This window comes from Methylobacterium sp. EM32, from assembly GCF_040593685.1.
GTDB lineage: Bacteria > Pseudomonadota > Alphaproteobacteria > Rhizobiales > Beijerinckiaceae > Methylobacterium.
Window position 1 is genome coordinate 41,047 of record NZ_JBEXZS010000077.1, and the last position, 26,281, is coordinate 67,327.

The 26,281-nt window shown below is 70.7% G+C and carries 23 protein-coding genes; 20 read left to right on the plus strand and 3 right to left on the minus strand.

Annotated elements, in window-relative coordinates; all coding sequences use genetic code 11:
* The first annotated feature begins 60 nt into the window (after positions 1-60).
* The 11 genes from infB to ABZT49_RS11335 all read left to right on the plus strand — a co-directional run bounded on the left by infB (position 61) and on the right by ABZT49_RS11335 (position 12,559).
* Positions 61-3,090 carry a translation initiation factor IF-2 gene (gene infB, locus ABZT49_RS11285; RefSeq protein WP_355286162.1) on the plus strand — a complete coding sequence of 1,010 codons (3,030 nt, stop codon included), beginning with the start codon at positions 61-63 and terminating at the stop codon, positions 3,088-3,090.
* Between the two features lie 168 nt (positions 3,091-3,258).
* Positions 3,259-3,690, plus strand: a complete 432-nt coding sequence (gene rbfA, locus ABZT49_RS11290; protein ID WP_407943488.1) for a 30S ribosome-binding factor RbfA — start codon at positions 3,259-3,261, stop codon at positions 3,688-3,690.
* Between the two features lie 104 nt (positions 3,691-3,794).
* Positions 3,795-4,820 carry a tRNA pseudouridine(55) synthase TruB gene (truB, locus tag ABZT49_RS11295; RefSeq protein ID WP_355286184.1) on the plus strand — a complete coding sequence of 342 codons (1,026 nt, stop codon included), beginning with the start codon at positions 3,795-3,797 and terminating at the stop codon, positions 4,818-4,820.
* 18 nt (positions 4,821-4,838) lie between these two features.
* The gene (locus tag ABZT49_RS11300) at positions 4,839-5,264 is read left to right on the plus strand and encodes a thioesterase family protein (RefSeq protein WP_355286164.1); all 426 of its coding nucleotides are present in this window, start codon (positions 4,839-4,841) and stop codon (positions 5,262-5,264) included.
* Positions 5,265-5,424: 160 nt separating this feature from the next.
* Positions 5,425-6,030, plus strand: coding sequence for a hypothetical protein (locus tag ABZT49_RS11305; protein ID WP_355286165.1), 606 nt, complete (start codon positions 5,425-5,427; stop codon positions 6,028-6,030).
* Positions 6,031-6,151: 121 nt separating this feature from the next.
* Positions 6,152-7,063, plus strand: coding sequence for a LysR family transcriptional regulator (locus ABZT49_RS11310; RefSeq protein ID WP_355286166.1), 912 nt, complete (start codon positions 6,152-6,154; stop codon positions 7,061-7,063).
* Positions 7,064-7,187: 124 nt separating this feature from the next.
* Positions 7,188-8,708 (plus strand): ABC transporter substrate-binding protein, encoded by a 1,521-nt coding sequence (locus ABZT49_RS11315; RefSeq protein WP_355286167.1) that lies wholly within the window; start codon positions 7,188-7,190, stop codon positions 8,706-8,708.
* A 410-nt stretch (positions 8,709-9,118) separates the two neighbouring features.
* Positions 9,119-10,051 carry an ABC transporter permease gene (locus tag ABZT49_RS11320; protein WP_355286168.1) on the plus strand — a complete coding sequence of 311 codons (933 nt, stop codon included), beginning with the start codon at positions 9,119-9,121 and terminating at the stop codon, positions 10,049-10,051.
* Positions 10,048-10,896 (plus strand): ABC transporter permease, encoded by an 849-nt coding sequence (locus ABZT49_RS11325; protein WP_355286169.1) that lies wholly within the window; start codon positions 10,048-10,050, stop codon positions 10,894-10,896. Before ABZT49_RS11320 ends, ABZT49_RS11325 begins: the two co-directional genes overlap by 4 nt.
* The gene (locus tag ABZT49_RS11330; protein ID WP_355286170.1) at positions 10,896-11,750 is read left to right on the plus strand and encodes an ABC transporter ATP-binding protein; all 855 of its coding nucleotides are present in this window, start codon (positions 10,896-10,898) and stop codon (positions 11,748-11,750) included. The genes ABZT49_RS11325 and ABZT49_RS11330 overlap by 1 nt, the downstream gene beginning before the upstream one ends.
* Positions 11,747-12,559: an ATP-binding cassette domain-containing protein gene (locus tag ABZT49_RS11335; protein ID WP_355286171.1), complete on the plus strand. Its 813-nt coding sequence runs from the start codon at positions 11,747-11,749 to the stop codon at positions 12,557-12,559. Before ABZT49_RS11330 ends, ABZT49_RS11335 begins: the two co-directional genes overlap by 4 nt.
* A 209-nt stretch (positions 12,560-12,768) precedes the next feature.
* On the opposite strand, the gene ABZT49_RS11340 is transcribed toward ABZT49_RS11335, so the two are convergent.
* The 3 genes from ABZT49_RS11340 to ABZT49_RS11350 all read right to left on the minus strand — a co-directional run bounded on the left by ABZT49_RS11340 (position 12,769) and on the right by ABZT49_RS11350 (position 17,114).
* On the minus strand, positions 12,769-13,578 hold the full coding sequence (locus ABZT49_RS11340; RefSeq protein WP_355286172.1) for a GGDEF domain-containing protein: 810 nt from the start codon (positions 13,576-13,578) through the stop codon (positions 12,769-12,771).
* A gap of 469 nt (positions 13,579-14,047) precedes the next feature.
* Positions 14,048-15,544, minus strand: coding sequence for a CoA-acylating methylmalonate-semialdehyde dehydrogenase (locus tag ABZT49_RS11345; RefSeq protein WP_355286173.1), 1,497 nt, complete (start codon positions 15,542-15,544; stop codon positions 14,048-14,050).
* 238 nt (positions 15,545-15,782) lie between these two features.
* Complete coding sequence (locus ABZT49_RS11350) at positions 15,783-17,114, minus strand: aspartate aminotransferase family protein (protein ID WP_355286174.1); 1,332 nt, start codon at positions 17,112-17,114, stop codon at positions 15,783-15,785.
* A 151-nt stretch (positions 17,115-17,265) separates the two neighbouring features.
* On the opposite strand from ABZT49_RS11350, the gene ABZT49_RS11355 reads away from it, so the two are divergent.
* From ABZT49_RS11355 to ABZT49_RS11395, 9 genes are all read left to right on the plus strand, one after another.
* On the plus strand, positions 17,266-17,817 hold the full coding sequence (locus ABZT49_RS11355; RefSeq protein WP_093569332.1) for a cupin domain-containing protein: 552 nt from the start codon (positions 17,266-17,268) through the stop codon (positions 17,815-17,817).
* A gap of 61 nt (positions 17,818-17,878) precedes the next feature.
* The gene (locus ABZT49_RS11360; protein WP_355286175.1) at positions 17,879-18,583 is read left to right on the plus strand and encodes a GntR family transcriptional regulator; all 705 of its coding nucleotides are present in this window, start codon (positions 17,879-17,881) and stop codon (positions 18,581-18,583) included.
* Positions 18,584-19,035: 452 nt separating this feature from the next.
* Positions 19,036-19,788, plus strand: coding sequence for an ABC transporter ATP-binding protein (locus ABZT49_RS11365; protein ID WP_355286176.1), 753 nt, complete (start codon positions 19,036-19,038; stop codon positions 19,786-19,788).
* Positions 19,781-20,485 carry an ABC transporter ATP-binding protein gene (locus tag ABZT49_RS11370; protein WP_355286177.1) on the plus strand — a complete coding sequence of 235 codons (705 nt, stop codon included), beginning with the start codon at positions 19,781-19,783 and terminating at the stop codon, positions 20,483-20,485. The genes ABZT49_RS11365 and ABZT49_RS11370 overlap by 8 nt, the downstream gene beginning before the upstream one ends.
* A 293-nt stretch (positions 20,486-20,778) precedes the next feature.
* A complete protein-coding gene (locus ABZT49_RS11375) occupies positions 20,779-21,999 on the plus strand; it encodes an ABC transporter substrate-binding protein (RefSeq protein WP_355286178.1) in 1,221 nt (406 codons plus the stop codon).
* 231 nt (positions 22,000-22,230) lie between these two features.
* Positions 22,231-23,136: a branched-chain amino acid ABC transporter permease gene (locus tag ABZT49_RS11380; protein WP_355286179.1), complete on the plus strand. Its 906-nt coding sequence runs from the start codon at positions 22,231-22,233 to the stop codon at positions 23,134-23,136.
* A 1-nt stretch (position 23,137) separates the two neighbouring features.
* Complete coding sequence (locus tag ABZT49_RS11385; RefSeq protein WP_355286180.1) at positions 23,138-24,130, plus strand: branched-chain amino acid ABC transporter permease; 993 nt, start codon at positions 23,138-23,140, stop codon at positions 24,128-24,130.
* A gap of 38 nt (positions 24,131-24,168) precedes the next feature.
* Positions 24,169-25,065, plus strand: a complete 897-nt coding sequence (locus tag ABZT49_RS11390) for a dihydrodipicolinate synthase family protein (protein ID WP_355286181.1) — start codon at positions 24,169-24,171, stop codon at positions 25,063-25,065.
* Between the two features lie 10 nt (positions 25,066-25,075).
* On the plus strand, positions 25,076-26,281 hold a 1,206-nt coding region (locus ABZT49_RS11395; protein ID WP_355286182.1), incomplete at its 3' end, for an FAD-dependent oxidoreductase.

Consider the following 26,281-nt stretch of genomic DNA (forward strand, 5'->3'; position numbering starts at 1 on the left):
GAGGCGGCCACCGGGAGGCCGGGTCCCGGGACGGACGAGAACCCCCAGGGTCTGAACTGAATGAGTGAGACGAAGAATCCGGGCGACAAGACGTTGCAACCCGGCCCCGCCAAGACGCTGTCGATGAAGCGTCCGATCGAGCAGGGCACGGTGCGCCAGAGCTTCTCCCATGGCCGCTCGAAGGCGGTCGTGGTCGAGACGGTGAAACGTCGCCCCGGCGGCGCGCCGGCCCCGGCCGCGCCGAAAGACGCGGCGCCGAGCCAGGCGCGTTCCGCTCCCCAGGGGCAGGGCCGCTCCGGCGCGTCGCGCCAGGACCGTCCGGGCGCTGCGCGCTCCGGCGTCGTGCTGCGCACGCTGAGCGATCAGGAACAGAGCGCCCGCATGGCCGCCCTCGTCGACGCCAAGCGTCGCGAGGAGGAGGAGCGCCGCCGCGCCGCCGAGGAGGCGCAGCGCCGCGTCGAGCGCGAGGCCGCCGAACTGCGTGAGCGTGAGGCCGCCGAGGCCCGCAAGCACGAGGAGGAGGAGCGTCGTCGGCAGGAGGATGCGCGCAAGCGCCGTGCCGCCGAGGAGGCCGAGCGCCGCGCCCAGGAGGATGCGGCCCGCGCCGCCTCGGCTCCGGCTCCGGCCGCCCCTGAGGCTCCGGCGGCTGCGGCTGCGCCGGCCGCTGCGGCCCCGCGCCAGGCGGCCCCGGCTGCGGCCCGTGCCGCCGCTCCGGCCGGTGCGCGTCCCGCCGCCGCTGCGGGCGCTCGCCCGGTTGCTCCCGGCGCCCGTCCTGCCGCCGCAGGGGCCCGCCCTGCCGCCGCCGGTGCCCGTCCGGGCGCCCCGGCCGGTGCGCGTCCGGCTGCGCCCGCCGGAACCCGCCCGGCGACCCCGAGCACCGGAATCACCCGTCCGAGCGCTCCGGCCGAGCCGCGTCGCACGCTGACGGCCGATGCCCGCAAGCCGCGCGACCTGAACTTCATGGCCCGTCCGGCTCCGAAGCCGGAGCCCGAGCCCGCGAAGCCCGAGCCCGCGGCCGCCAAGACCGCAGCTGCGGCCAAGCCCGCGACGGGCGCCGCCGCCACCGCGCGTCCCGCCACCGGCCGTCCGGCCGCGGCGGAGGAGGAGGCCGAGACCAAGCGGGTCATCCGCCGTCCCGGCATGCCGCTCAAGGTCATCACCCCGCCTAAGACGCCGAAGTCGCCGGGCGGCGACCGCAACCGCGGCCGCCTGACCATCGCGACGGCGACCTCGGGCGAGGACGAGCGCACCCGCTCGCTCGCGTCGTTCCGCCGCCGCAACCAGCGCCTGACCGGCCACCGCCAGGTGGAGCAGAAGGAGAAGCTGGCCCGCGAGGTGGTCATCCCGGAGACGATCACCATCCAGGAGCTCGCCAACCGGATGAGCGAGCGGGCGGTCGACGTCATCCGCATGCTGATGAAGCAGGGCCAGATCCACAAGATCACGGATGTGATCGACTCGGATTCGGCGCAGCTCATCGCCGAGGAGCTCGGCCACACTGTGCGCCGCGTCGCGGAGTCGGACGTCGAGGAGGGCCTGTTCGACGAGCCCGATACCGACGACGACACCCAGCCGCGCCCGCCGGTCGTGACCATCATGGGCCACGTCGACCACGGCAAGACCTCGCTGCTCGACGCGATCCGCAACGCCAACGTCGTCTCCGGCGAGGCGGGCGGCATCACGCAGCATATCGGCGCCTATCAGGTGACCTCGCCCTCCGGCGGCAAGATCACCTTCATCGACACTCCCGGCCACGCGGCCTTCACCTCGATGCGCGCCCGCGGCGCCCGGGTGACGGACATCGTGGTGCTGGTGGTGGCGGCCGATGACGGCGTCATGCCGCAGACGATCGAGGCGATCTCCCACGCCAAGGCTGCCGAGGTGCCGCTGATCGTGGCGATCAACAAGATCGACAAGCCGGACGCGAACCCGCAAAGGGTCCGCACCGAGCTCCTGCAGCACGACATCCAGGTCGAGTCGATGGGCGGCGAGACCCTCGAATTCGAGGTCTCGGCCAAGACCAAGGACGGCCTCGACGAGCTGCTGGAGGGCCTCGCCCTCCAGGCCGAGATCCTGGACCTGCGCGCCAACCCCGAGCGGTCGGCCGAGGGTACGGTGATCGAGGCCAAGCTCGACCGCGGTCGTGGCCCGGTGGCGACGGTGCTCGTCGAGCGCGGCACCCTGCGCACCGGCGACATCGTGGTGGCGGGCGCCGAATGGGGCCGCGTGCGCGCCCTGGTCGACGATACCGGCCGCAACACCAAGGAAGCGGCGCCGTCGGTTCCGGTCGAGGTGCTGGGCTTCAACGGCACGCCGGAGGCGGGCGACCGCGTCGCGGTGGTCGAGAACGAGGCCCGGGCCCGCGAGGTCACCGAGTACCGCGCCCGCATGAAGCGCGAGCGCGCGGCGGCCACCGGCAGCGGTGCCGGCCGGACGCTGATGGACATGATGCGCGACCTCAAGGAGGGCGCCGGCCGCAAGGAGTTCCCGCTCGTCATCAAGGGCGACGTGCAGGGCTCCGTCGAGGCCATCGCCGGCTCGCTCGAGAAGCTCGGCAACGACGAGGTGATGGCCCGCATCCTGCACACGGGTGTCGGCGGCATCACCGAGTCGGACATCACCCTGGCCCAGGCCTCGGGTGCGGTCGTGTTCGGCTTCAACGTCCGCGCCCACAAGGAGGCCCGCGAGGCCGCCGAGCGGGCGGGCGTCGAGATCCGCTACTACAACATCATCTACGACCTCGTGGATGACGTGAAGGCGGCGATGTCGGGCCTGCTGCCGCCGACGCTCCGCGAGGAGCGCCTGGGCGAGGCGCGCATCCTCGAGATCTTCAACGTCTCGAAGGTGGGCAAGATCGCCGGTTGCCGGGTCGAGGACGGCCGGGTCGAGCGCGGCGCCCATGTCCGCCTCATCCGCGACAACGTGGTGGTGCACGAGGGCAAGCTCTCGCAGCTCAAGCGCTTCAAGGACGACGCCAAGGAAGTGGCGGCCGGCCAGGAATGCGGCATGGCCTTCGAGAACTACCAGGACATGCGTCCGCGTGATGTGATCGAGTGCTACATCGTGCACGAGGAGCGTCGCACGCTCTGACGCGACCCCGCTGCCATCGGCCGTCCGCCGTCATGGCGGCGGCCGCCACGAAGACCGCGAGCCCGGGACGCCAGCGTCCCGGGCTCGTCGGTTCATAGGATGACAGCCGCGTGGGCCTGGAGGCCAGATGGCCGCCCCGCGGCCCGGTCCGAGCCCGGAGAGACGATGGTGCGCAAACCCCAGGAATCCGCAGGCCCCTCGCAGCGCCAGCAGCGCGTGGCCGAACTCGTGCGGCACGCCCTCGCCGAGGTGCTGAGCCGCGGCGACATCCAGGATCCGGTGCTGAGCCAGCACGTGATCACGGTGCCGGAGGTCCGCATGTCGCCGGACCTCAAGCTCGCCACCGCCTACGTCATGCCGCTGGGCGGCACGGACGAGCGCCCGGTGATCGAGGCGCTGGAGCGCAACAAGAAGGTGCTGCGCCAGGAGGTGGCCCGCCGGGTGGCGCTCAAATTCGCCCCCGACCTGCGCTTCCGCCGCGACGAGACCTTCGATGAGGCGGCGCGGATCGACGCGCTCCTGCGCAGCGACAAGGTCCAGCGCGATCTCGGCTCCGAGGAGCCGGATGCCGAGGACGAGGACGCCTCCCCGGGCCGGTGAACCCGCGCCCGGGTGAAGACTTGAGACCCTACAGGATCGGCACGGACGAACGCGGGCGACAAGTCCCGCGGCGACCGCCGTTCGAGAACGGACACAGGATGACGATGCACGAGGATCAGCCCGCAGAGCCCCCCGCGCCGCAGGCGAGCCGCCCCGCGCGCGACGGAGCCCCCCGTCAGGACCGGCCCCGCGGCCGCGGGCGCCCGCCGGGCGACCGGCCCAAGCGCCGCGAGATCAGCGGCTGGGTGATCCTCGACAAGGGCGTCGGCATGACCTCGACCCACGCGGTCGCGGCGGTCAAGCGCGCCCTCAACGCCAAGAAGGCCGGCCACGCCGGAACGCTCGATCCGCTCGCCTCCGGCATCCTGCCGATCGCGCTGGGCGAGGCGACGAAGACCGTCCCCTTCGTGATGGACGGCCGCAAGGCCTATGTCTTCTCGGTCACCTGGGGCGTCGAGACCGACACCGACGACGCGGAAGGGCGCCCCGTGGCGACCTCCGACGACCGCCCCACCCAGGAGCAGGTCGAGGCGATGCTGCCGCGCTTCGTCGGCGCGATCGAGCAGGTGCCGCCGCGCTACTCGGCGATCAAGATCCAGGGCGAGCGCGCCTACGACCTCGCCCGCGACGGCGAGGTGGTGGAGCTGGTCGCGCGCCCGGTGCAGATCGACCGGCTGGCGATCGTCGCCCACAGTCCTGAGCGAACCGTGATCGAGGCCGAGTGCGGCAAGGGCACCTACGTGCGCGCCATCGCCCGCGACCTCGGCCGGGCGCTCGGCTGCTACGGCCACGTCTCGGCCCTGCGCCGCACCCGCGTCGGCCCCTTCGCCGAGGACCAGTCCTGCACCATCGGGGCGCTCGAGGCCGCCGAGGCCGAGGCCAACGCCGCGGTCCTGCGCCCGGTCGAGACCGCCCTCGACGCTGTGCCGCACGTGCCGGTCTCCCGCGACATGGCGATGCGGCTGATGCGCGGCCAGCCGGTGATCCTGCGCGGCCGCGACGCGCCGACCGAGGGCAAGGCCTACGCGACCTGCGGCGGCGTGCTCGTGGCGGTCGGCGACGTCGAGCGGGGGGAGCTCGTGCCGCACCGGGTGTTCCACCTCGGCGGCACCGCCCCGCGCAACGGCTAGAGAAGAGGGCAGGGGGCGATGACCGACGGGCTGATGGCCGATCCGCGGGTGCTGTGGAGCGAGGACGTCCTGCGCTACCGCGACACCGACGCCAACGGCCACGTCAACAACGCGGTCTTCGCCGCCTTCTGCGAGAGCGGCCGGGTGCAGTTCTTCGCAACCCACCTGACCCCGCTGCTCACCCCCGATACCTTCTTCGTCATCGCCCGCTTCGTCATCGATTACCGGGCGGAGCTGCACTATCCGGGCCGGATCCGCACCGCGACCTGGCTCGCCCGCGCGGGCCGCACCTCGCTCGGCTTCCACCACCGCATCCTCACCGGCGATACGGTGGCGGGCGAGGCGGAATCGGTCTGCGTGCTGTTGTCGAAGGAGACGCGCCGGCCGGCGCCGCTCGGGCCGGCCGGCGAGGCGGCGGCGCGGCTGGTGATCGAGGGGGCTTGAGGGGACGCGCCGGCCGAACCTCTCCCGGGGATGCCATTTTTCGGTCGCCCCGATCGACGGTGTCGTCGCGCGTTGTCGACGGCCGGCGGAATAGACCTTACCATGGGGCAGACATCGAGTCGTCCCCGGACGGCCGCGCACCGACCGGGGGAGGCCGCACATGGACGATCGCATCGACATCGACCTGTCCATGGCGCAGGCCTCCGCCGAGCGTGTCCGGGCCGCGCTGATCAAGCTCCGCGCGACCCACGATCTCGGCCGCTACGAATACACGAGACGCATCAGGATCGCCCCGACCGGGCCGGCCTACAGCCACCCGGTGCTGACCTTGAACACCAGCCTCTGGGCCGAGCCGGCGATCCTGTGCACCTATCTGCACGAGCAGATGCACTGGTACGCGACGTGGTACTCGCACACCAACCCGTCCGGCTGGCGCGAGATCTGGCGGTCGATCCGGGCGGCGCTCCCCTCGATGCCGATCGGCTTCCCGCAGGGAGCGGAGAACGAGCATTCCTCGTATCTCCACGTCGTCGTGAACTACCTGGAGGTCGCGGCGGCCGCCGACCTCCTCGGTCCGGCCGCGGCCCGGGAGCTCGCGGCCAAGAACTTCATCTATCGCGGCATCTACGCGATCGTGCTCCGCGAGTGGGAGTTCCTGACGGCCTTGTACCGGAGGCAAGGTCTGATCCCGATCCGCCCTGCGAGCGACCTGTCGGAGCAGGACCTGCAACTGGCAGCGCTCATGGAGGAGGCGCCGACCGCGTGACGGGCTGTGTCCCCAGCTTCTCGAGGGACGCACCGAGAGGCGTGGACGCCGGCCCCGCCGCGCCGTAATCCATGCGGCAGGCCGCCGCGACGGCCTGTCGATCGCCAGGATGGTGCGTGCCGTGCAGCTGCGGGCCCTGATCTACTTCAACGAGCTCGCCCGGCACGGCTCGATGCGGCGGGCGGCGGAGAAGCTCGGCATCGCGCCGACCGCGATCAGCCGGCAGATCGAGAACCTCGAATACCATTTCGGTGCGCCCCTGGTGGAGCGCGACCCGACCGGGATCCGGCTCACCGCCGCCGGCGAGCTGCTCGCCGCCCGCTCCGCCCGGTCCTTGCGCGAGCTCGACCACGTCCGCACCCTGATCGACGACCTCAAGGGCCTGCGGGCGGGCCGCGTCACGGTCTATGCCAGCGGGGCGGCGGCCTCCGGCCTGCTGGTGCCGGCGCTGGCCGATTTCTCCGCGAGCTATCCGGATGTGCGCTTCGAGGTGGTGGTGGCGAGCGTCGGGCGCACCATGCAGGCCCTCGCCGACGGGGAGGCGGACCTCGCCGTCACCCTGTTCACGCCGCAGCAGGCCGAGACCGCCGTGCGCTGCCGCGTGCCGGTCGACCATGCCGCCGTGATGGCGCCCGATCATCCCCTCGCCGACCGCCTGCAGGTCGGCCCGCGCGATCTCCTCTCCTATCCGGTGGCTGTGCCGGACGCGGCCTTCGGGGTGCGCCAGGCCCTCGACGGACAGATGCGCGAGGCCGGCCTGCCGGCCCTCGATCCGGTCTTCACCACCAGCGCCCTCGAGATCCAGCTCGAACTCGCCCGCCGCGGCCGGGCGCTGCTGGTCCTACCCCCCTTCACCGTGCGCCGCGACGAGGCGGCGGGCACGCTGGTGACGCGGCCCTTTCGCGATCTGCGCGTGCGCACCCATCTCGACCTGTCGCACCTCAAGGACCGGCCGCTCTCCTTCGCTGCCGCCAAGCTGGTGGCGGTTCTGGAGCAGCACATGCCCGGTTTTCGCGCAGACGGCGAGGTGTAGCGGTTTCGGCTACGGGGTGCGCACCAGATCGCTGTTGCGGCCACACCAAAAATACTGATCTCCTAGCGGAACCGAGAAGCCGCACGGCAGAGGCGGCCGGTTCCAACGCCAATCGAGGGGTTCCATGGTCTCACGCACGCGCTTCCCCCGTCGTTGCCTGCTGACGGGCGCCCTTCTCGCCGCGCTCGCCCTGCCGGGGCTCGCCGGTGCCGCCCTGGCCGCCCCGCGCACCGACCTCGTGCTCGGCATGCCGGTCGAGCCGCCGGGCCTCGACCCGACCAGCGCCGCCCCGACCGTGATCGGCCAGGTGGTGTGGCAGAACGTGTTCGAGGGCCTGACCCGGGTCGACCGCGACGGCAAGGTGCAGCCGCAACTGGCGAAGAGCTGGACTGTCTCTCCAGACGGCCTGACCTACACCTTCGCGCTCCAGCAGGGCGTGAAGTTCCACAACGGCGAGGCGTTCAACGCCGAGACGGCGAAATTCGCCCTCGACGCGATCCGGGCGCCGGGCTCGGTCAATCCGCAGAAGGCGCTCTACGCGGTCATCGCCGACGTCAAGGCGCTGGACCCCGCCACCCTGGTCCTGACGCTCTCCAAGCCCTCCGGCAACCTGCTGTTCTGGCTCGGCCTGCCGGCGGCCGTGATGGTCGAGCCGAAGTCGCGCGACGGCCTGAAAAGCAATCCGGTCGGCACCGGGCCGTTCCGTTTCGCCGCCTGGCGCAAGGGCGACCGGGTCGAGCTGACGCGCAGCCCCGACCATTGGGATGCCGCTCGCAAGGTCCATCTCGACAAGGTCACGTTCCGCTTCATCGGCGATCCTCAGGCCGCTGCCGCGGCGCTGCGGGCCGGCGACGTCGACGCCTTCCCGCTCCTGCCGGCGCCCGAGCTCTACGGCGCGTTCCAGAAAGACAAGGCGTTCAAGGCGGAGCCGGGCCTGACCGAGATGAAGGTCGTGGCCGGCGTGAACAATGCCGGAAAACCCTTCGCCGACAAGCGCGTGCGCCAGGCGCTGATGATGGCCGTCGACCGCAAGCTCCTGATCGAGGGCGCCTATTCCGGCTACGGCGCGCCGATCGGCAGCCACTACACGCCCAACGACCCGGGCTACAAGGACCTGACGGGGGTCTACCCCTACGACCCGAAGAAGGCGAAGGCGCTCTTGGCGGAAGCCGGCTACGCCAAGGGCCTGACCTTCACCTTCAAGTCGCCGCAGATGGCCTACGCCACCCGCACCGCCGAGATCCTGCAGGCGATGTTCTCCGAGGTCGGCGTCACGATGACCATCGTGCCGACCGAGTTCCCGGCGAAGTGGGTGCAGGAGGTGATGCGCGACCGCAGCTTCGACATGACGGTCATCGCTCATGCCGAGCCGCTCGACATCGCGATCTATTCCAACGACCCGTACTATTTCGGCTACAAGAACCCGGCCTTCAACGAGGTCGTGACGCAGGCGGCGCAGGCGACCGACGAGGCGACCCGGCTGAAGCTCTACGGCGACGCGCAACAGATCCTGGCCGACGACGTGCCGGCCCTGTTCCTGTTCGTGCTGCCGAAGCTCAGCGTGTGGAAGGCCAAGCTCACGGGCTTCTGGAAAAACGAGCCGGTGCCGTCGAACGACCTGACGGAAGTGCGCTGGACGGAGTAAAACATCTCGTCGCGAGTGAGTTCGCGCGAGGGATGTGAGCTTGTTCTCTCCCCGCGGGCGGCAGAGCTGTCCGGGGAAACGAAAAGACGCAGGCTTTTTCCCTCCCCCCCCTCTGCGGGGGAGGGTGGCGAACGGAGTGAGCCGGGAGAGGGGAACGCGACGGTGAAGGATGTAGCGCCCTTCATCAAGCGCGCGACCTCTCCGGAAGCGGCGTCCCCTCTCCCGACCCCCGCTGACGCGGGGGCCACCCTCCCCCGCAGAGGGGGGAGGGAAAAGCCCGCGCCATTTTTCCCCCCGGACAGCCCTGCGCGGGCGGGGAGAGGCGAGATACGCGCCTCGTCGAGCGAGGGAGCGTCTCTCGCTCCGATGACTGCCACACCAAGAGCACTTCCAATGCCCGAGCCCACCCCATGTTGAGGCACCTCGCCCGCCGCGCCGCCGGCTTCGCGGTCACCTTCCTGCTGATCTCGATACTGGTCTTCTGCATGATGGAGATCGTGCCGGGCGATCCGGCCTCGGCGATGCTCGGCACCTCGGCGACGCCCGAGACCCTGGCGGCCTTGCGCGCCCAGATGGGCCTCGATGCGCCGGCGCTCGTCCGGTACCTGCGCTGGCTCGGCGGGCTCGCGAGCGGCGATCTCGGCACCTCCTACACCTACGGCGTGCCGGTGGGCGCGCTGATCCGGGAGCGGCTGGCGGTGACGCTGCCGCTCACCGGGCTCGCGGTGCTGCTCGCCGTCGGCATCGCCCTGCCGCTCGGGGTCACCGCGGCCTCGCGGCCCGACGGCGCCGCCACCCTCTACGCACAGGCCGGCATCGCGGTGCCGAACTTCTGGATCGGGCTCCTGCTGATCATGGTGGTGGCGCTCGGCCTCGGCTGGCTGCCGGCCGGCGGCTTTCCGGGCTGGGACGCGCCGGGCTCGGCCCTGCGCGCCCTGCTCCTGCCGGCCCTGGCGCTCGCCATCCCGCAATCGGCGGTGCTGACCCGGGTGACGCGGGCCTCGGTGGTCGAGGTGATGAACGAGGATTTCGTGCGCACCGCCCGGGCCAAGGGCGCCTCGGTCTCCCGCGCCCTGTGGCGCCACGCGGTGCCGAACGCGCTGGTGCCGGTCATCACCATGCTCGGCCTGCAGATCTCGTTCCTGATCGGTGGCGCGGTGCTGGTCGAGAACTTGTTCACCCTGCCGGGCATGGGCCGGCTCGCCTGGCAGGCCCTGGCGCAGCGCGACCTGATCGTGATCCAGAACGTCGTGATGGTGTTCGCCACCATCGTCATCGTGGTCAATCTCGGGGTGGATCTGCTCTACACCGTGGTCGATCCCCGCCTGAGGAAGCGCGCATGACCGCCCTCGCCTTGAAGCTCCGGGGCGGCTGGCGCCCCGGCAGCGTCACCCTCCTCGTCGGCGGCATCCTGACGGCGCTCCTGGTCGGGATCGCGCTCACCTCCCTGGTCTGGACCCCCGAGGATCCGGCCCGGATGCGTATCCTCCAGAAGCTCAAGGGGCCGCTGGTCTCGGGGCTGCTCGGCACCGACCATCTCGGGCGCGACGTCGCCTCGATGCTGATGCGCGGCGCCTTCAACTCGCTCACCACCGCCTTCGCGGCGGTCGCGGTCGGGGCGGTGCTCGGCACGCTCGCCGGCGTCGCGGCGGCCGCGAACCACACCTGCGACGCGATCCTGATGCGGATCTGCGACGCGCTGTTCGCCCTGCCGCCGATCCTGTCGGCGATCATGCTCGGCGCGCTGCTCGGGCCCGGCGCGCTCACCGCCATCGTGGCGATCGGGGTGTTCATGATCCCGGTCTTCGCCCGGGTCACCCGGGGCGCGGCGATGCAGATCTGGGCGCGGGAATACATCATGGCCGCCCGCATGGCCGGCAAGGGCATTCCGCGCATCACCCTGGAGCACGTCCTGCCCAACATCGCCGGCCAGGTCATCGTCCAGGTCACGATCCAGCTCGCCATGGCGATCCTGACCGAGGCGGGCCTGAGCTTCCTCGGCCTCGGCCTGCCGCCGCCGGCTCCGACCTGGGGGCGGATGCTGGCGGAGTCGCAGACCTACCTGCTCCAGGCCCCCCACCTGGCCCTCGCCCCCGGCCTCGCCATCGCGGCCGCGGTGCTCGGCCTCAACCTCCTGGGCGACGGGCTCGCCGCCCGCCTCGACCCGCGCCGCCGGCAGGCCTCCTGATGCTCGCGATCCGCAACCTCTCCATCGCCTTCCCACGCCCCGGCGGCCCGGTCCGCGTCGTCGACGACGTCTCGGTCGCGGTCGGCCGCGGCGAGAGCCTCGGCATCGTCGGCGAATCGGGCTCCGGCAAGTCGATGCTGTCGCTCGCCACCATCGGGCTCCTGCCGAAGAGCGCCCGCACCTCCGGCGAGATCCTGCTCGAGGGCCGCGACATCCTGCAGATGCGCGAGCGCGAGCTGTGCTCGTTGCGCGGCCGGCGCATCGGCATGATCTTCCAAGAGCCGATGACGGCGCTCAACCCCGCCATGACCGCGGGCCAGCAGATCGCGGAAGGCATCCGCCTGCACCGCGACGTCGGCGGCGCGGAGGCCCGGGCGGAGGCGCTCCGCCTGCTCGAGCGGGTGCGGATCCCCGATCCGGCCCGGCGCATCGACAGCTACCCGCACGAGATGTCCGGCGGCCAGCGCCAGCGCGTCGGCATCGCCATCGCGCTCGCGCTCAAGCCCGACCTCCTGATCGCCGACGAGCCGACCACGGCCCTCGACGTGACGGTGCAGAAGGAGATCCTCGACATCCTCGACGAGCTGGTGGCCGATCTCGGCCTGTCCCTGATCCTGATCAGCCACGACCTCGGGGTGATCGCCCGCAGCACCGACCGGACCCTGGTGATGTGCCGCGGGCGCGCGGTGGAGGAGGGGCCGACCGAGCAGGTGCTGCGCCACCCGACCGCCCAGTACACGCGCGACCTGATCGCCGCCCTGCCGCGCCGCGCCCGGGCAGGCCTCGGCGAGACTGGGTCGGGCGAGGACAAGTCCGGCGGCGAGCCGCGCCGCGCCGCGGGAGGGGCCCGATGACCGCGCTCCTCTCGATCGAGAACCTGACCCGCGACTACGCGCTCCGGGGCAAGGGCGGCGTCACGCGGCATCTGCGGGCGGTCGACGGCGTGAGCCTCGACGTCGAGGCCGGCAGCATCTTCGCGGTGGTGGGCGAATCGGGCTGCGGCAAGTCCACCCTCGCCCGCATCGTCATGGCCCTCGACCGGCCGACCGGCGGCGCGGTGCGGCTCGGCGGCGACGACCTGTTCGCGCTCACGCCGAAGGCGCTGGCGCGCAAGCGCCGCGACTTCCAGATGGTGTTTCAGGACCCCTACGGCTCGCTCAACCCGCGCCACTCGGTCGGGCGCATCGTCGCCGAACCGCTCCATCTCCTCGACGACGCGCCGCGAGGCCGCGACCGCGCCGCCCTGGTCGCCCGCGCGCTGGAGGATGTCGGCCTGCCGGCGAGCGCCGCCGAGCGCTATCCGCACGAATTCTCCGGCGGCCAGCGCCAGCGCATCGCCATCGCCCGGGCGCTGATCACCAACCCGAAGCTCGTCGTCGCCGACGAGGCGGTCTCGGCCCTCGACCTCTCGATCCAGGCCCAGATCCTGCGCCTGATCCTGTCCCTGCGCGACCGCCACGGCCTGACGGTGCTATTCATCACCCACAATATCGGCGTCGTCGACGAGATCGCCGACCGGGTCGGGGTGATGCAGTCGGGCCGCCTGGTCGAGGAAGGCTCCGTGCGCGAGGTGCTGGATCACCCGCGCGAGGATTACACCCGCACCCTGCTCGCCGCCGAGCCGACGCTCGCGGCGCTGGGCCAGAGGCGCCGCCGGGCGTGACGGGAGGGGCGACCCCGCGTCATGTGGTTGACGCATGGCCGCCCCTCCATTCCGGCGCTTGCTGTGTGAGCCGTGATGTGTGAAATCGATTTCACGCACCGCGGCGATGGCGTCGCGGCGGTGCTGCCCTTCTTGGGCGTTTCCTCCCTAGACTTCGGGCCGCCTCGCAAGGGCGGCCTTTTTTCTGCCCAGAGGTTGCCTGCCGAGCGTCAGGCCGCGAGGATCACCCGGTCCCGGCCGTCGCGCTTGGCGGCGTAGAGCGCGGCATCGGCGCGGCGAAAGAGCGACTCGCCGCCTTCCTCGAGCTGGCGCGTGGCGAAGCCGAGGCTGACTGTGGCGGTGACCGAACGGCCGTCGCCGACCGACACCGCCATCGCCCCCACGGTGGCGCGCAAGGCGTCGGCCATCTCCGCCGCCTGGGCGGGGTCGATCCGCGGCATGATGATCACGATCTCCTCGCCGCCGATCCGGCAGACCGTGTCGGCGTTGCGCATCCCGGCCATCGCCGCGTCGGCGATGTGCTTGAGCACCATGTCCCCGATCGCGTGCCCGTAGGTGTCGTTGACCCGCTTGAAATGATCGATGTCGAGCACGACCAGCGACAGGGACGCGCCGGTCTCCCGGGCGCGGGCGGTCTCCTCCTCCAGGCGCTCGGTGAACAGGCGGCGGTTGCCGAGCCCGGTCAGCCCGTCGGTGAGGGCCTGCGCCTCGAACCGCGCGAGCCGGACGACGTCGAGGGCCGTCCGGCGCGCCAGCTGGGCGAAGGTCGTGATGATCGAGGCGCCGACGAGCTGGAGGATGAGCTGCAGCGCGGTCGCGGTGTCGAGGGGGTGGTGGAGTTCCCGGACGGCCTTGATGGTGACGAGCAGCATGCAGAACGCCACTGCCGCCAGCAGGGCCTGCCAGCCCCGCTTCGCCGCCGGCTCGCGCGCCAGGCGCGCGACGTCCCGGAGCGGCGCGAGGGAGAGCAGCGCGATGCTCACAGCCAGGACGTCGAGAACCGGGCTGAGGGAGACCATGAGGCGCGGATCCCGGAATCGGACGAACGGTGAGCGGGGCCAGGTCCTGGACAAGGACCGGACAGAGACGATGTCTGCCGTGTTCGGCTTTCCCCTGGGGATGTATCGCGATTCATGTTTTTATACAAGACTATAGATGGCGGGATCGACAAAATCGTAAAAGTTAACGCCGAAATTCGATCGGCATATCGAGAAATTAAAGAAACAAGATCGTCGGACGGGGGTGGCATCCGATGTTTGTTCTTGAAAGCAATCGCACGATCGCAGTGCAACAAGACGCCGCGAAGACATGGTGGCGGATCGACGAAAATCGCTCATTCGCGCGTGCCGAGAGCCCGGCCAGGCCGTTTCCCGTAAGGAGCGCGGCTCGCATCCCCGGGGGTCGCGGACGAAAAAAGGGACCGCGCGGGGCGCGGTCCCTGATGTCGTCGATCTCGGGCGGGGCCGGCCCCGCCCGTCCGCGCGGCGTTCAGCGCATGGTCGGCATCACGAACTCGGCGCCGGCGCGGATGCCGGTGGGCCAGCGGGTCGTGATCGTCTTGAGCCGGGTGTAGAACCGCACGCCCTCCGGCCCGTGCATGTGGTGATCGCCGAACAGCGAGGCCTTCCAGCCGCCGAAGGAGTGGAACGCCATCGGCACCGGGATCGGCACGTTGATGCCGACCATCCCGACCTGGATCTGGTGGGCGAATTCCCGCGCCGCGTCGCCGTCCCGGGTGAAGATCGCCGTGCCGTTGCCGAACTCGTGCTCGTTGATCATCCGCGCCGCCGTCGCGTAGTCGGGCGCGCGCGCCACGGCCAGCACCGGCCCAAAAATCTCCTCCTTGTAGATCGTCATCTCGGGCGTCACCCGGTCGAACAGCGTGCCGCCGACGAAGTAGCCGTTCTCGTAGCCCTGGAGCGTCAGGCCGCGCCCGTCGACCACCAGCTCGGCGCCCTCGGCCACGCCGCGGTCGATGTAGCCCTTCACCTTGTCGCGGTGCTGCGCCGTGACGAGCGGGCCCATCTCGGCCTCCGGATCGGTGCCGGGACCGACCTTGAGGGCGCGCACCTTCGGGATCAGCTTCTCCATCAGCCGGTCGGCGGTCTCCTCGCCGATCGGCACCGCCACCGAGATCGCCATGCAGCGCTCGCCGGCCGAGCCGTAGGCGGCGCCCATCAGCGCGTCGACCGCCTGGTCCATGTCGGCGTCGGGCATCACCACCATGTGGTTCTTGGCCCCGCCGAGGCACTGCGCGCGCTTCCCCGTCCGCGCCGCGGTCTCGTAGATGTATTTCGCGATCGGGGTCGAGCCGACGAAGGACACGGCGGCGATGTCGGGGTGGTGCAGGAGGGCGTCGACCGCCTCCTTGTCGCCTTGTACCACCGAGAACACGCCGTCGGGCAGGCCGGCTTCCTTCAGCCACTCCGCCATCATCAGGGCGGCGGAGGGGTCGCGCTCGGAGGGCTTGAGGATGAAGCAGTTGCCGCAGGCCAGCGCGACGGGGAACATCCACATCGGCACCATGGCGGGGAAGTTGAACGGCGTGATGCCGGCGACGATCCCGAGCGGCTGGCGGATCGCGCTGCTGTCGACGCGGGTGCCGACATTCTCGGTGATCTCGCCCTTGAGGAGCTGCGGCGCGCCGGTGGCGAACTCGACCACCTCCATGCCGCGCTGGATCTCGCCCTTGGCGTCGGACAGCACCTTGCCGTGCTCGGCGGTGATCACCGCGGCGAGCTCGTCGATGCGCTCCTCGAGGAAGCGCAGGAACTTGTTGAGGATGCGGGCGCGGCGCAGGGGCGGTGTGGCGGCCCAGGCCGGGAAGGCGGCGCGGGCGGCGGCGACGGCTGCCCCGACCTCGTCGGCGCTGGCGAGGGAGACGGTGCCCGATTGCTCGCCGGTGGCCGGGTTGAAGACCGGCGCGGTGCGGCCCGAGCGGCCGGCCGTCTGGGTGCCGCCGACGAAGTGTCCGATGGTGGTCATGGTTCTTGTCAGGTCCAATGGTAAACTGCGTCGAACTCACGCTGCTTCGCGAGCCGAACATCGACCGTAAATCTCCGCGTCATCCCGGGGCTCGCCGCAGGCGAGAACCCGGGATCCATAACCGCTGACGTGAACGACAAAGGCAGAAGCCGTCCCGCTTCGTCCTGTACCGTCAGCGTTTATGGATCCCGGGTTCCGCTCTCGCGGCCCCGGGATGACGTGGAGGGTATGAGGGGGGTTACGCCGCCCGCCGCAGCGCCTCGCCCAGCATCGAGGCCATCGTGTCGATGTGCTCGGGCTCCGCGATCAGCGGCGGCGACAGGGCGATGATGTCGCCGGTGACGCGGATGAGCAGGCCCTTCTCGAAGCAGTCGGTGAAGACGTCGTAGGCCCGCGCCCCGGGCGCCCCGTCGCGGGATTTCAGCTCGATGCCGGCGATGAGGCCGATGGTGCGGATGTCGATCACGTTCGGGCAATCGCGCAACGCGTGCATCGCCGCGTGCCACTGCGCCTGGACCTGGGTGGTGCGGGTGAGGAGGCCTTCCTCCTCGTAGATCTCCAGGGTGGCGAGGCCGGCCGCGCAGGCGACCGGGTGGCCCGAATAAGTGTAGCCGTGGAAAAGCTCGATCGCGCCCTCCGGCCCGTGCATCAGCGCGTCGTGCACCGCCCGCGTGGCGAAGACCGCGCCCATCGGGATCGTGCCGTTGGTGAGGCCCTTCGCGGTCGTGATCAGGTCGGGCGTGACGCCGAAATAATCGGTGGCGAAGGGCGCGCCGAGGCGGCCGAAGCCGGTGATGACCTCGTCGAAGATCAGCAGGATGCCGTGGCGGGTCGCGATCTCGCGCAGGCGCTCGAGGTAGCCCTTCGGCGGCACCAGCACGCCGGTCGAGCCGGCCACCGGCTCGACGATCACCGCCGCGATGGTCTCGGCGCCGTGGAGCGCCACCAGCCGCTCGAGGTCGTCGGCGAGATCCGCGCCGTGCTCAGGCTGGCCCTGCACGAAGGCGTTGCGGGCGAGGTCGTGGGTGTGGCGCAGGTGGTCGACGCCCGGCAGGAGCGGGAACATCCGGCGGTTGTTGACGAGGCCACCGACCGAGATGCCGCCGAAGCCGACGCCGTGATAGCCGCGCTCACGCCCGATCACCCGGGTCCGCGTGCCCTGGCCGATGGCGCGCTGGTAGGCGAGCGCGATCTTGAGGGCGGTGTCGACCGATTCCGAGCCCGAGCCGGTGAAGAACACCCGGTCGAGGGCGCCGCCGGGCGCGAGGGCGGCGAGGCGCTCGGCGAACTCGAAGGCGATCGGGTGGCCCATCTGGAACGAGGGCGCGTAGTCGAGGGTGGAGAGCTGGCGCTCGACGGCCTCGGCGATGCGCCGGCGGCCGTGGCCGGCATTGACGCACCACAGGCCGGCGGTGCCGTCGAGGACCGTGCGGCCGTCATCGGCCGTGTAGTGCATGCCCTCGGCGGCGACGAGGAGGCGCGGTGCCGCCTTGAACTGGCGGTTGGCCGTGAACGGCATCCAGTAGGCGTCGAGGCTCGGGCGGTTCAGGCGCGGCGGATGGGCGTTCATGGTCGGGTCCTCTGGGGCGCGATGGCCGAGAGACAAGCCCGTTCCGGCAAGCGCAACAAGTCCTTTTCTGATCCCCCGTAACCCGTTGACGGAGCGTGCAGCCGGACTAGGGTGTTGCCCGATCCGCAACAGCCTCAACAGGGAAGCCGGCGTGACCAACGACGAGGTGGGCGCGCGCCTGCGCCACGTGCGCCTCCTGCACGGCCTGTCGCAGCGGGCGCTGGCCAAGCGCGCCGGGGTGGTCAACTCCACCATCTCGCTGATCGAATCGGGCCAGACCAACCCGTCGGTCGGCGCCCTCAAGCGCATCCTCGACGCGGTGCCGATCGGGCTCGCCGAGTTCTTCTCGCTGACGCCGGAGCGGTCCGAGAAGGCGTTCTACGCCAGCGAGGAACTGGTCGAGATCGGCAAGGGCCGGATCTCCTACCGCCAGGTCGGCGACAACCTGTTCGGGCGCGCCCTGCAACTGCTCAAGGAGCGCTACGAGCCGGGCTCCGACACCGGCCGGGTGCCGCTGGTCCATGACGGCGAGGAGGGCGGCATCGTGCTCTCAGGGAGGCTCGAGGTGACGGTGGACGACGAGCGCCGGGTGCTGGGGCCCGGCGACGCCTACTACTTCTCCAGCCGCCGGCCGCACCGCTTCCGCTGCGTCGGGCCGAATCCCTGCGAGGTGGTGAGCGCCTGCACGCCGCCGACCTTCTGACGGCCTTGCAGCCCGCAATCGTATACAATATTCATCAGCGCGAACGAGTGGAGTCGAGAACATGGCCGTGACGGCGCGCGCGCGGGGAGCCCGATCCGTCGCCGGAGGGATCGGCCACCGGACCGTCTCGGCGGCGGTGGCGGAGGCCCTGCGCCAGCGCATCCTCTCGGGCGCCCTGGCGCCGGGTTTCCAACTGCGCCAGGACGCGCTGGCGGAAGAATTCGGCATCAGCCGAATCCCGATCCGCGAGGCTTTGCTGCAACTCGAAGCTTCCGGCCTGGTGAAGATCGCGCCGCATCGCGGCGCGGTGGTGACCGGCCTCTCGGTCGAGGAGATCGAGGACGTGTTTCAGCTCCGCGTCTCCCTGGAGCCGCAATTGCTGATCCTCTCGGCCCGCCACCTGACGCCGGACGACTTTTCGGAGTTGCGCGCCTTGCGCGACGAGTACAGCGCGGCCTTGAAGGTCGGCACGGTCGAGATCTGGGGCGAGCTGAACCGGCGCTTCCATCTCGGCCTCCTGCGCCATGCCGGCCGGCCGCGCTCGCTGGCCATCGTCGCCGGCCTGCTCCAGGATTGCGACCGCCCGACCCGGCTCCAGCTCTCCGTCTCCGGCGATGTCGCCCGCGCCGACATGGAGCACACCACGATCCTCGACCTGTGCGAGGCGGGGGAGGTGGTGGCGGCGGCGAACCTCCTGCGGATCCATGTCGAGCATGCCGGGCATTCGCTGGTCGAGATCTATAGGAAGTCGGCGGCGGCAGAGTGATGGTTGCCCGCGGGCAATACTGATCGGTAGCATCAATCAACTATTTTGATTTTTGAATCCTATGCGTGATTCCAGGGCGATCATTCGCGAGAACCCGGGACGACGCAGGGCGTGCAATACGATGTCAAATCAAATGACTTCCAACAGATAGAGCGCGGGATCCCCTCTCCCGAGTGGGAGAGGGGTAGGGGTGAGGGTGCTACGGTTCTGAGTTGGCGCTTAGCGCCGAGCTACCATCACGACGTTCAGCGGTTCACACTGAAGCGCGCCACCCTCACCCCCGGCCCCTCTCCCACACGGGAGAGGGGAGGCGCGCTCTATCCTGAATGCGAACCGATCAAGCGGAAGCCGTATGACAGTCGCATCCCGACGAGCGGATTACCGTAAGGTCGCTTGACCCAGTCGCATATTTTATACAATCTACGAATCGAGGCAGCGCAGGGGATCGCACCGTGCCCGACACCGCACTCGAGACCAGGGGGCTGACCAAGGCGTTCGGCGGTTTCCGGGCGGTGCGGGGGCTGGATCTCAAGATCCGCCGCCACGCGATCCACGCGCTGATCGGCCCGAACGGCGCCGGCAAGACCACGGTGTTCAACCTGCTCACCAAGGTCCACGTGCCGACCGAGGGGCAGATCCTCTACGAGGGCGCCGACATCACCCGCGAGAGTTCGGCGGCCATCGCCCGGCGCGGGCTGGTGCGCTCGTTCCAGATCTCGGCGATCTTCCCGAACCTCTCGGTGCGCGACAACGTCCGGGTCGCGCTGCAGCGCCGGCTCGGCACGCAGTTCCAGTTCTGGCGCTCCGGCCGCACGCTCCGGGTGCTCGACGAGGAGGCGACGCGGCTCCTCTCCGAGGTCGGCCTGGCGGAAGCCGCCGAGGCGCGCGCCGCCGATCTCTCCTACGGCCGCAAGCGCACGCTCGAAATCGCCACGACGCTTGCCCTCGATCCGCCCTTCCTGCTCCTCGACGAGCCGACGCAGGGCATGGCGATCGAGGATGTCGACCGCATCAAGCGGCTGATCCGGCGCATCGCCAAGGGACGCACCATCCTGATGGTGGAGCACAACATGTCGGTGGTGGCCGACCTCTGCGACACGATCACGGTGCTCCAGCGCGGCGAGATCCTGGCCGAGGGACCTTACGCCGCCGTCTCGACCGACCCGGCGGTGCGCGCCGCCTATCTCGGAGGCGGGCATGGCTGAGACCGTCCTCGAAACCCGCGGCCTCCAGGCCTGGTACGGCGAGAGCCACGTGCTCCACGGCATCGACCTCACGGTGCGGGAGGGCGAGTGCGTGACGCTGATCGGCCGCAACGGCGCCGGGCGCACCACGACCTTGCGCGCCATCCTCGGCCTAACCGACCGGCGCGCCGGTTCGGTGCGGGTGCAGGGGCAGGAGGCGATCCGGCTGCCGCCCCACCGCATCGCCCGCCTCGGCCTCGGCTACTGTCCGGAGGAGCGCGGCGTCTACCGCACGCTGACCACCCGCGAGAACCTGACCCTGCTGCCGCGCCTCGGCGAGGGCGGCCTGCCGCTCGACGAGGTGCTGGCGCTCTTCCCCAACCTCGCCGAGCGGGCCGACAGCTATGGCGGCCGGCTCTCGGGCGGCGAGCAGCAGATGCTGGCGCTCGGGCGCATCCTGACGACGGGCGCCCGCATCCTGCTCCTCGACGAGATCACCGAGGGGCTGGCGCCGGTCATCGTCGAGGCCCTGGGCCGCGCCGTGGCGCTCCTGAAGAGCCGCGGCTTCACCATCGTGCTGGTCGAGCAGAACTTCCACTTCGCCCGCCACCTCGCCGACCGCCACTACGTCGTCGAGCACGGCCGCATCGCCGCGGAGATCGCGGCGCACGAGGTCGCGGCGCGGGAGGAGGAGGTCGGGCGGTTGCTCGGGGTGTGACGAGACGAGAAGACGTAGAGCAGGCCACCACATCTCCAACACACAGGGTCATCCCGGGTCTCGCCGGAGGCGAGAGCCCGGGATCCAGAAGCACGGACGGTTCAGGATCAAGCGGAATTCTCTCCGCCTCTTTCTGAACGACCTGCGTTTCTGGATTCCGGGTTCCGCTGCGCGGCCCCGGAATGACGCGGAGGGTGGAAGATCTGTTGTTTGACGAATTCTATCGGACTGGTTCGGCGGGCGCCTGTCGTCGAAAAGCAAGCATCGTCCAGGCAAACAAGGAGGCGGGAATCATGCGGTCGCGTGTCATCGGGTGCGCCCTCGGTCTGGCGCTCGCGGGCGTGATGTCGGGGGCGCTCGCCGCCGACAAGGTCAGCGAAGGGGTGGTCAAGGTCGGCATCCTCAACGACCTGTCGGGGATCTATTCCGACTTCACCGGCCGCGGCTCGGCGGTGGCGGCGCAGATCGCCATCGACGAGATGGGCGCCAAGGTGCTCGGCGCGCCGGTCGAGCTCGTCGCCGCCGACCACCAGAACAAGCCCGACATCGCCGCCAACCTCGCCCGCGAGTGGTTCGACCAGGGCAAGGTCGACATGATCGCCGACTTCCCGACCTCCTCGACGGCGCTCGCCGTCATGGAGATCGCCAAGCAGAAGAACCGGGTGACGATGCTCTCGGCCGGCGTCGCCATGGCGGCGATCACCGACAAGTGCTCGCCGCTCAGCGCGCAATGGATGGTCAACACCTACGCGCTCGCCGCCGGCACCGCCAAGGCCCTGCTCAAGGCCGGCAAGAAGAGCTGGTACTTCGTCACCGCCGACTACACCTTCGGCCATTCGCTGGAGAAGGACGCGGCCGCGGTGGTCGAGGCCGAGGGCGGCAAGGTGCTGGGCGTCTCGCGCCATCCGTTCCCGGGCGGCGACTTCTCGTCCTACATGCTGAAGGCGCAGGGGACCGGCGCCCAGGTGATCGCGCTGGCGAATGCCGGCAGCGACACCATCAACGCCGTCAAGCAGGCCGCCGAGTACGGCATCGGCCGCAGCGACAAGCAGGTGATCGCGCCGCTCCTCACCTACATCACCGACGTGAAGAGCCTCGGCCTCGCCAAGGCCCAGGACATGTACCTGACGGAAGCGTTCTACTGGGATTACGACGACCGCTCGCGCGCCTTCGCGGAAAAATACTTCGCCAAGATGAAGCGCATGCCGAGCGCCTCGCAGGCCGCGATCTACTCCGCCGTCCTGAGCTACCTGAAGGCGATCGAAGCCGCCGGGACCGACGAGGCCGGGGCGGTGATGAGCCAGCTGCGCTCCATGACCATCGACGACGCGGTGATCCGCAACGGCAAGCTTCGGGCCGACGGGGCGCTGGTGCACGACCTGTTGCTGCTTCAGGTGAAGAAGCCGGCCGAGTCGAAGCGCGACTGGGATTTCTATCACGTCAAGGCGGTGCTCAAGGGCGACGAGGTCTACCCGAAGCCGAGCGACGCCTGCCCGCTGAACGCCAAGGGGTGACGCGACGCCGCCGTGCATAACCCTCCCCCCTCTGCGGGGGAGGGTGGTCCCTGCGTCAGCAGAGGCCGGGAGAGGGGCAGCTCGACGCTGATCCAGGGGGCGCCCGTCCCCACGGTCGCGACCACTCCGGAAGCGGCGTCCCCTCTCCCGCCCCGCTTCGCGGGGCACCCTCCCCCGCAGAGGGGGGAGGGATCTCCTCGGATCCCGATTCGCTTTCTCCCCGGTCCCCCCATGTCGGACATCACCCTCCAGGCCTTCATGGCCCAGCTCACCATCGGGCTCATCGGCGGTTGCTTCTACGCCATGCTGAGCATGGGGCTGGCGATCATCTTCGGGCTCCTCAACATCATCAACTTCACCCACGGGGCGCAGTTCATGATGGCGGCCTTCCTGGCCTGGATCGGGCTGACCCAGGTCGGGCCCTGGCTCGGCCAGCCGGATCTCCAGGTGAATTTCTGGCTCGCCCTGGTGCTCGCCCCGGCCCTCGTCGCGGTCTTCGGCATGGCGATCGAGCGCACGCTCCTGCGCCGGCTCTACCACCTCGATCACCTCTACGGCCTGCTCCTCACCTTCGGGGTCGCGCTCGTGATGGAGGGGGGCTTCCGCTACGTCTTCGGCGTCTCCGGCCAGGGCTACGAGCCGCCGGAGATCCTGCAAGGTCCGGTCGATGTCGGCTTCATGCTGCTACCGAAATACCGGGTCTTCGTGGTCGTCGCCTCGCTGCTGATCTGCCTTTCCACCTGGTACCTCTTCGAGCGCACCAAGCTCGGCGCCTATCTGCGGGCCGGCACCGAGAATCCGCGCCTGCTCCAGGCCTTCGGCATCAACGTGCCGGTGATGATCACCCTGACCTACGGCTTCGGCGTCGCGCTCGCGGGCATCGCCGGGGTGCTGGCCGCGCCGATCATGCAGGTCACACCCCTGATGGGCGGGAGCCTCCTCAACATCGTCTTCGCCGTGGTGGTGATCGGCGGCCTCGGCTCGATCCTCGGCGCGATGCTCACCGGCCTCGGCCTCGGGCTGATCGAGGGGCTGACCAAGGTGGTCTACCCGGAGGCCTCGACCGTCGTGGTCTTCGTCATCATGGCCCTGGCGCTGCTGCTGCGCCCGGCCGGCCTGTTCGGACGCGAGGCGTGAGATGAACACGAAAACGCTCTTCGCCGCCCTCGTCGCGCTCCTCGTCCTGGTGCCGCTGGTGCCGGGGCTGATCTACCCGATCTTCGTCATGAAGGTGATGGCCTACGGGCTGTTCGCCTGCGCGTTCAACCTCCTGCTCGGCTTCACCGGCCTCGTCTCCTTCGCCCACGCCGCCTTCCTCGGCACCGCCGGCTACGTCACTGGCGCGCTGATGATCCGGCTCGGCGCCCACCCGCTCGGGGTGCCGGCGGCCTTCCTGGCCGGCGTCGCGGCCTCCGCCCTCGTCGGCTTCGCCATCGGGGGGCTGGCGATCCGCCGGCGCGGCATCTACTTCGCGATGATCACACTCGCCCTGTCGCAGATCGTCTACTTCCTGGCGGTGCAGTTCCGCTGGACCGGCGGCGAGGACGGGCTCCAGGGCATCCCGCGCGGCACGCTCCTGGGCCTCGTCGACCTGTCGTCCGACACTGCGATGTACTACGTCGCGCTGGCGCTCTTCGCCGCCGGCTTCCTGTTCATCGACCGGGTGGTGCACTCGCCCTTCGGCCAGATCCTCCAGGCGGTGCGCGACAACGAGGCCCGCGCCGTCTCGCTCGGCTACGACGCGTCGCGCTTCCAGCTCCTCGCCTTCGTGCTCTCGGCGGCGCTCGCCGGCTACGCCGGCGCCCTCAAGGCCCTGGTCTTCGGCCTCGTCTCGCTCAACGACGTCTCGCTGCACACCTCGACCGAGGTCGTGCTGATGACCCTGCTCGGCGGCGTCGGCACCCTGTTCGGGCCCCTCGTCGGCGCGGCCCTGGTGGTCGGCCTGCAGAACTACCTCGCCACCATCGGCGACCTCGTCACGGTGGTGATCGGCCTGATCTTCATCCTCTGCGTCTCGTTCTTCCGCCGCGGCGTCGTCGGCGAGTGGCTGCACTGGCGCCACCGCCGCGCCGCCCGGACGGCGCGTCCGCTGCCCGAGGCGGAGCATCCCCCGGTCGCCGAGGCGGCCTGATCCTTCCAACCGAAGAAAAACCCCAAGGAGACAGACCCATGTGGACAGGCGTCATTCCCGCCGTCACCACCAAGTTCACCGCCGACGGCGCCCTCGACCACGCCGAGATGGAGCGCTGCTTCGCCCTCCAGATGCAGGCCGGCTGCGACGGCCTCATCGTCTGCGGCTCCCTCGGCGAGGGTCCGATGCTGTCGCAGGACGAGCGCCTCGACGTGCTGAAGACCGCCCTGTCGGTCGCCGGTCCCCACCCGGTGCTGCTGACGGTCTCCGAGGCCGGCACCCGCGAGGCCTGCGACCTCGCCGCGAAGGCCGCCAAGGCGGGGGCCGCCGGCCTGATGGTCGTACCGAGCCCGATCTACCACACCGACGAGGACGAGACCGTCGCGACCCTGAGCGCGGTGGCCGCCGCCGGCGACCTGCCGGTGATGATCTATTCGAACCGCATCGCCTACCGGGTCGACGTGACGCCGCGGATCATGGAGCGGCTCGCCGCCGATTCCCGCTTCGTCGCGATCAAGGAATCCTCCGACGACATCCGCCGCACCACCGAGATCCTCAACCATTTCGGCGACCGGTTCGCGGTGCTGACCGGCGTCGACAACCTCGCCTTCGAGGCGCTGAGCGTCGGCGCGGTCGGCTGGGTCGCGGGCCTCGTCGTCGCCTTCCCGGAGGAGACGGTGGCGATCTACCGGCTGATGAAGCAGGGCCGGACCGCGGAAGCCCTCGAGATCTACCGCTGGTTCCGCCCGCTCCTCGACCTCGACGTCTCGACCTTCCTGGTCCAGAACATCAAGCTCGCCGAGGCGCTGGCGATCGGCTCGACCGAGCACGTCCGCATGCCGAGGAAGCCCCTCTCGGGTGAGCGCCGCGCGGCGGTCGAGGCGGTCATCCGCACGGCGCTGGAGCGCCGCCCCTCCCTGAAGCTCGCCGCGTAACGGAGCCGCCTTGCCCCGCGAGGTCGCCATCGTCGGGGCCGGCATCGTCGGCCTCGCCATCGCCCATCACTGCCTCGCCGAGGGCTGGCGGGTGCGGCTGATCGAGCGCGGCGGCGTCGCGGAGGGCGCGAGCTTCGGCAATGCCGGGGCGCTCGCCTTCACCGACGTGCTGCCGCTCGCCTCGCCGGGCATCCTGCGCAAGGCCCCGCGCTGGATGCTCGACCCCCTCGGGCCGCTGGCGCTGCCGCCGGCCTACCTGCCGCGGATCGCCCCCTGGCTCCTGCGCTTCTGGCGCGCGAGCCTGCCCGACCGCCACTGCCACGCGACGGAGGTCCAGTGCGGCCTGATGCGGCTCGCCGCGCCGGCGATGGCGGCGATGGTGGAAGCGGCCGGCCTCGCCGGGCGCCTGCGCCGCGACGGCAACCTCGAACTCTACGAGAGCGAGGCGGAACTCTCCGCCTCCGGGCCCGGCTGGGCCGCCCGGGCGCGGGAGGGCATCGCCTTCGAGCATGTCCGCGGCGCCCGGCTCGCCGAGCTCCAACCCGGCCTGTCGCCGCGCTTCGTCGCCGGCACCTTCACGCCGAACTGGATGACGGTCGACGACCCCCACCGTTTCGCCCTGGCGCTCCACGCCGACGTGATGGCGCGGGGCGCGACGCTCGTGCGGGGCGAGGTGCGGGACATCGCGCCCGAGGGCGGGGCCGTGCGCCTCACGCTCGCCGACGGCACGGTGCTCCGGACGGATGGTTGCGTGCTCGCCGCCGGGGCCTGGTCGCGGGAGCTGGCGCGCCGCCTCGGCGACCGGGTGCCGCTCGACACCGAGCGCGGCTACAACACCACCTTGCCGCCCGGCGCCTTCGACTTGCGCCGCCAGCTCACCTTCGGCGGCCACGGCTTCGTGGTGACGCCGCTCGCCACGGGCGTGCGGGTCGGCGGCGCCGTCGAGTTCGGCGGCCTCCACCGCCCGCCGAACTTCGCCCGCGCCGACGCGATGCTGCGCAAGGCTGCCGCCTTCCTGCCGGGCTTGCGCACCGAGGGCGGCCGGCCATGGATGGGCTTTCGCCCCTCACTCCCCGACAGCCTGCCGGTGATCGGCCCGTCGCGGGCGAGCCCGAAGATCCTCTACGCCTTCGGCCACGGCCATCTCGGCCTGACGCAGAGCGCTGGGACGGGGCGGATCGTGGCGGATCTGCTGGCGGGGCGGGCGCCGGGGGTG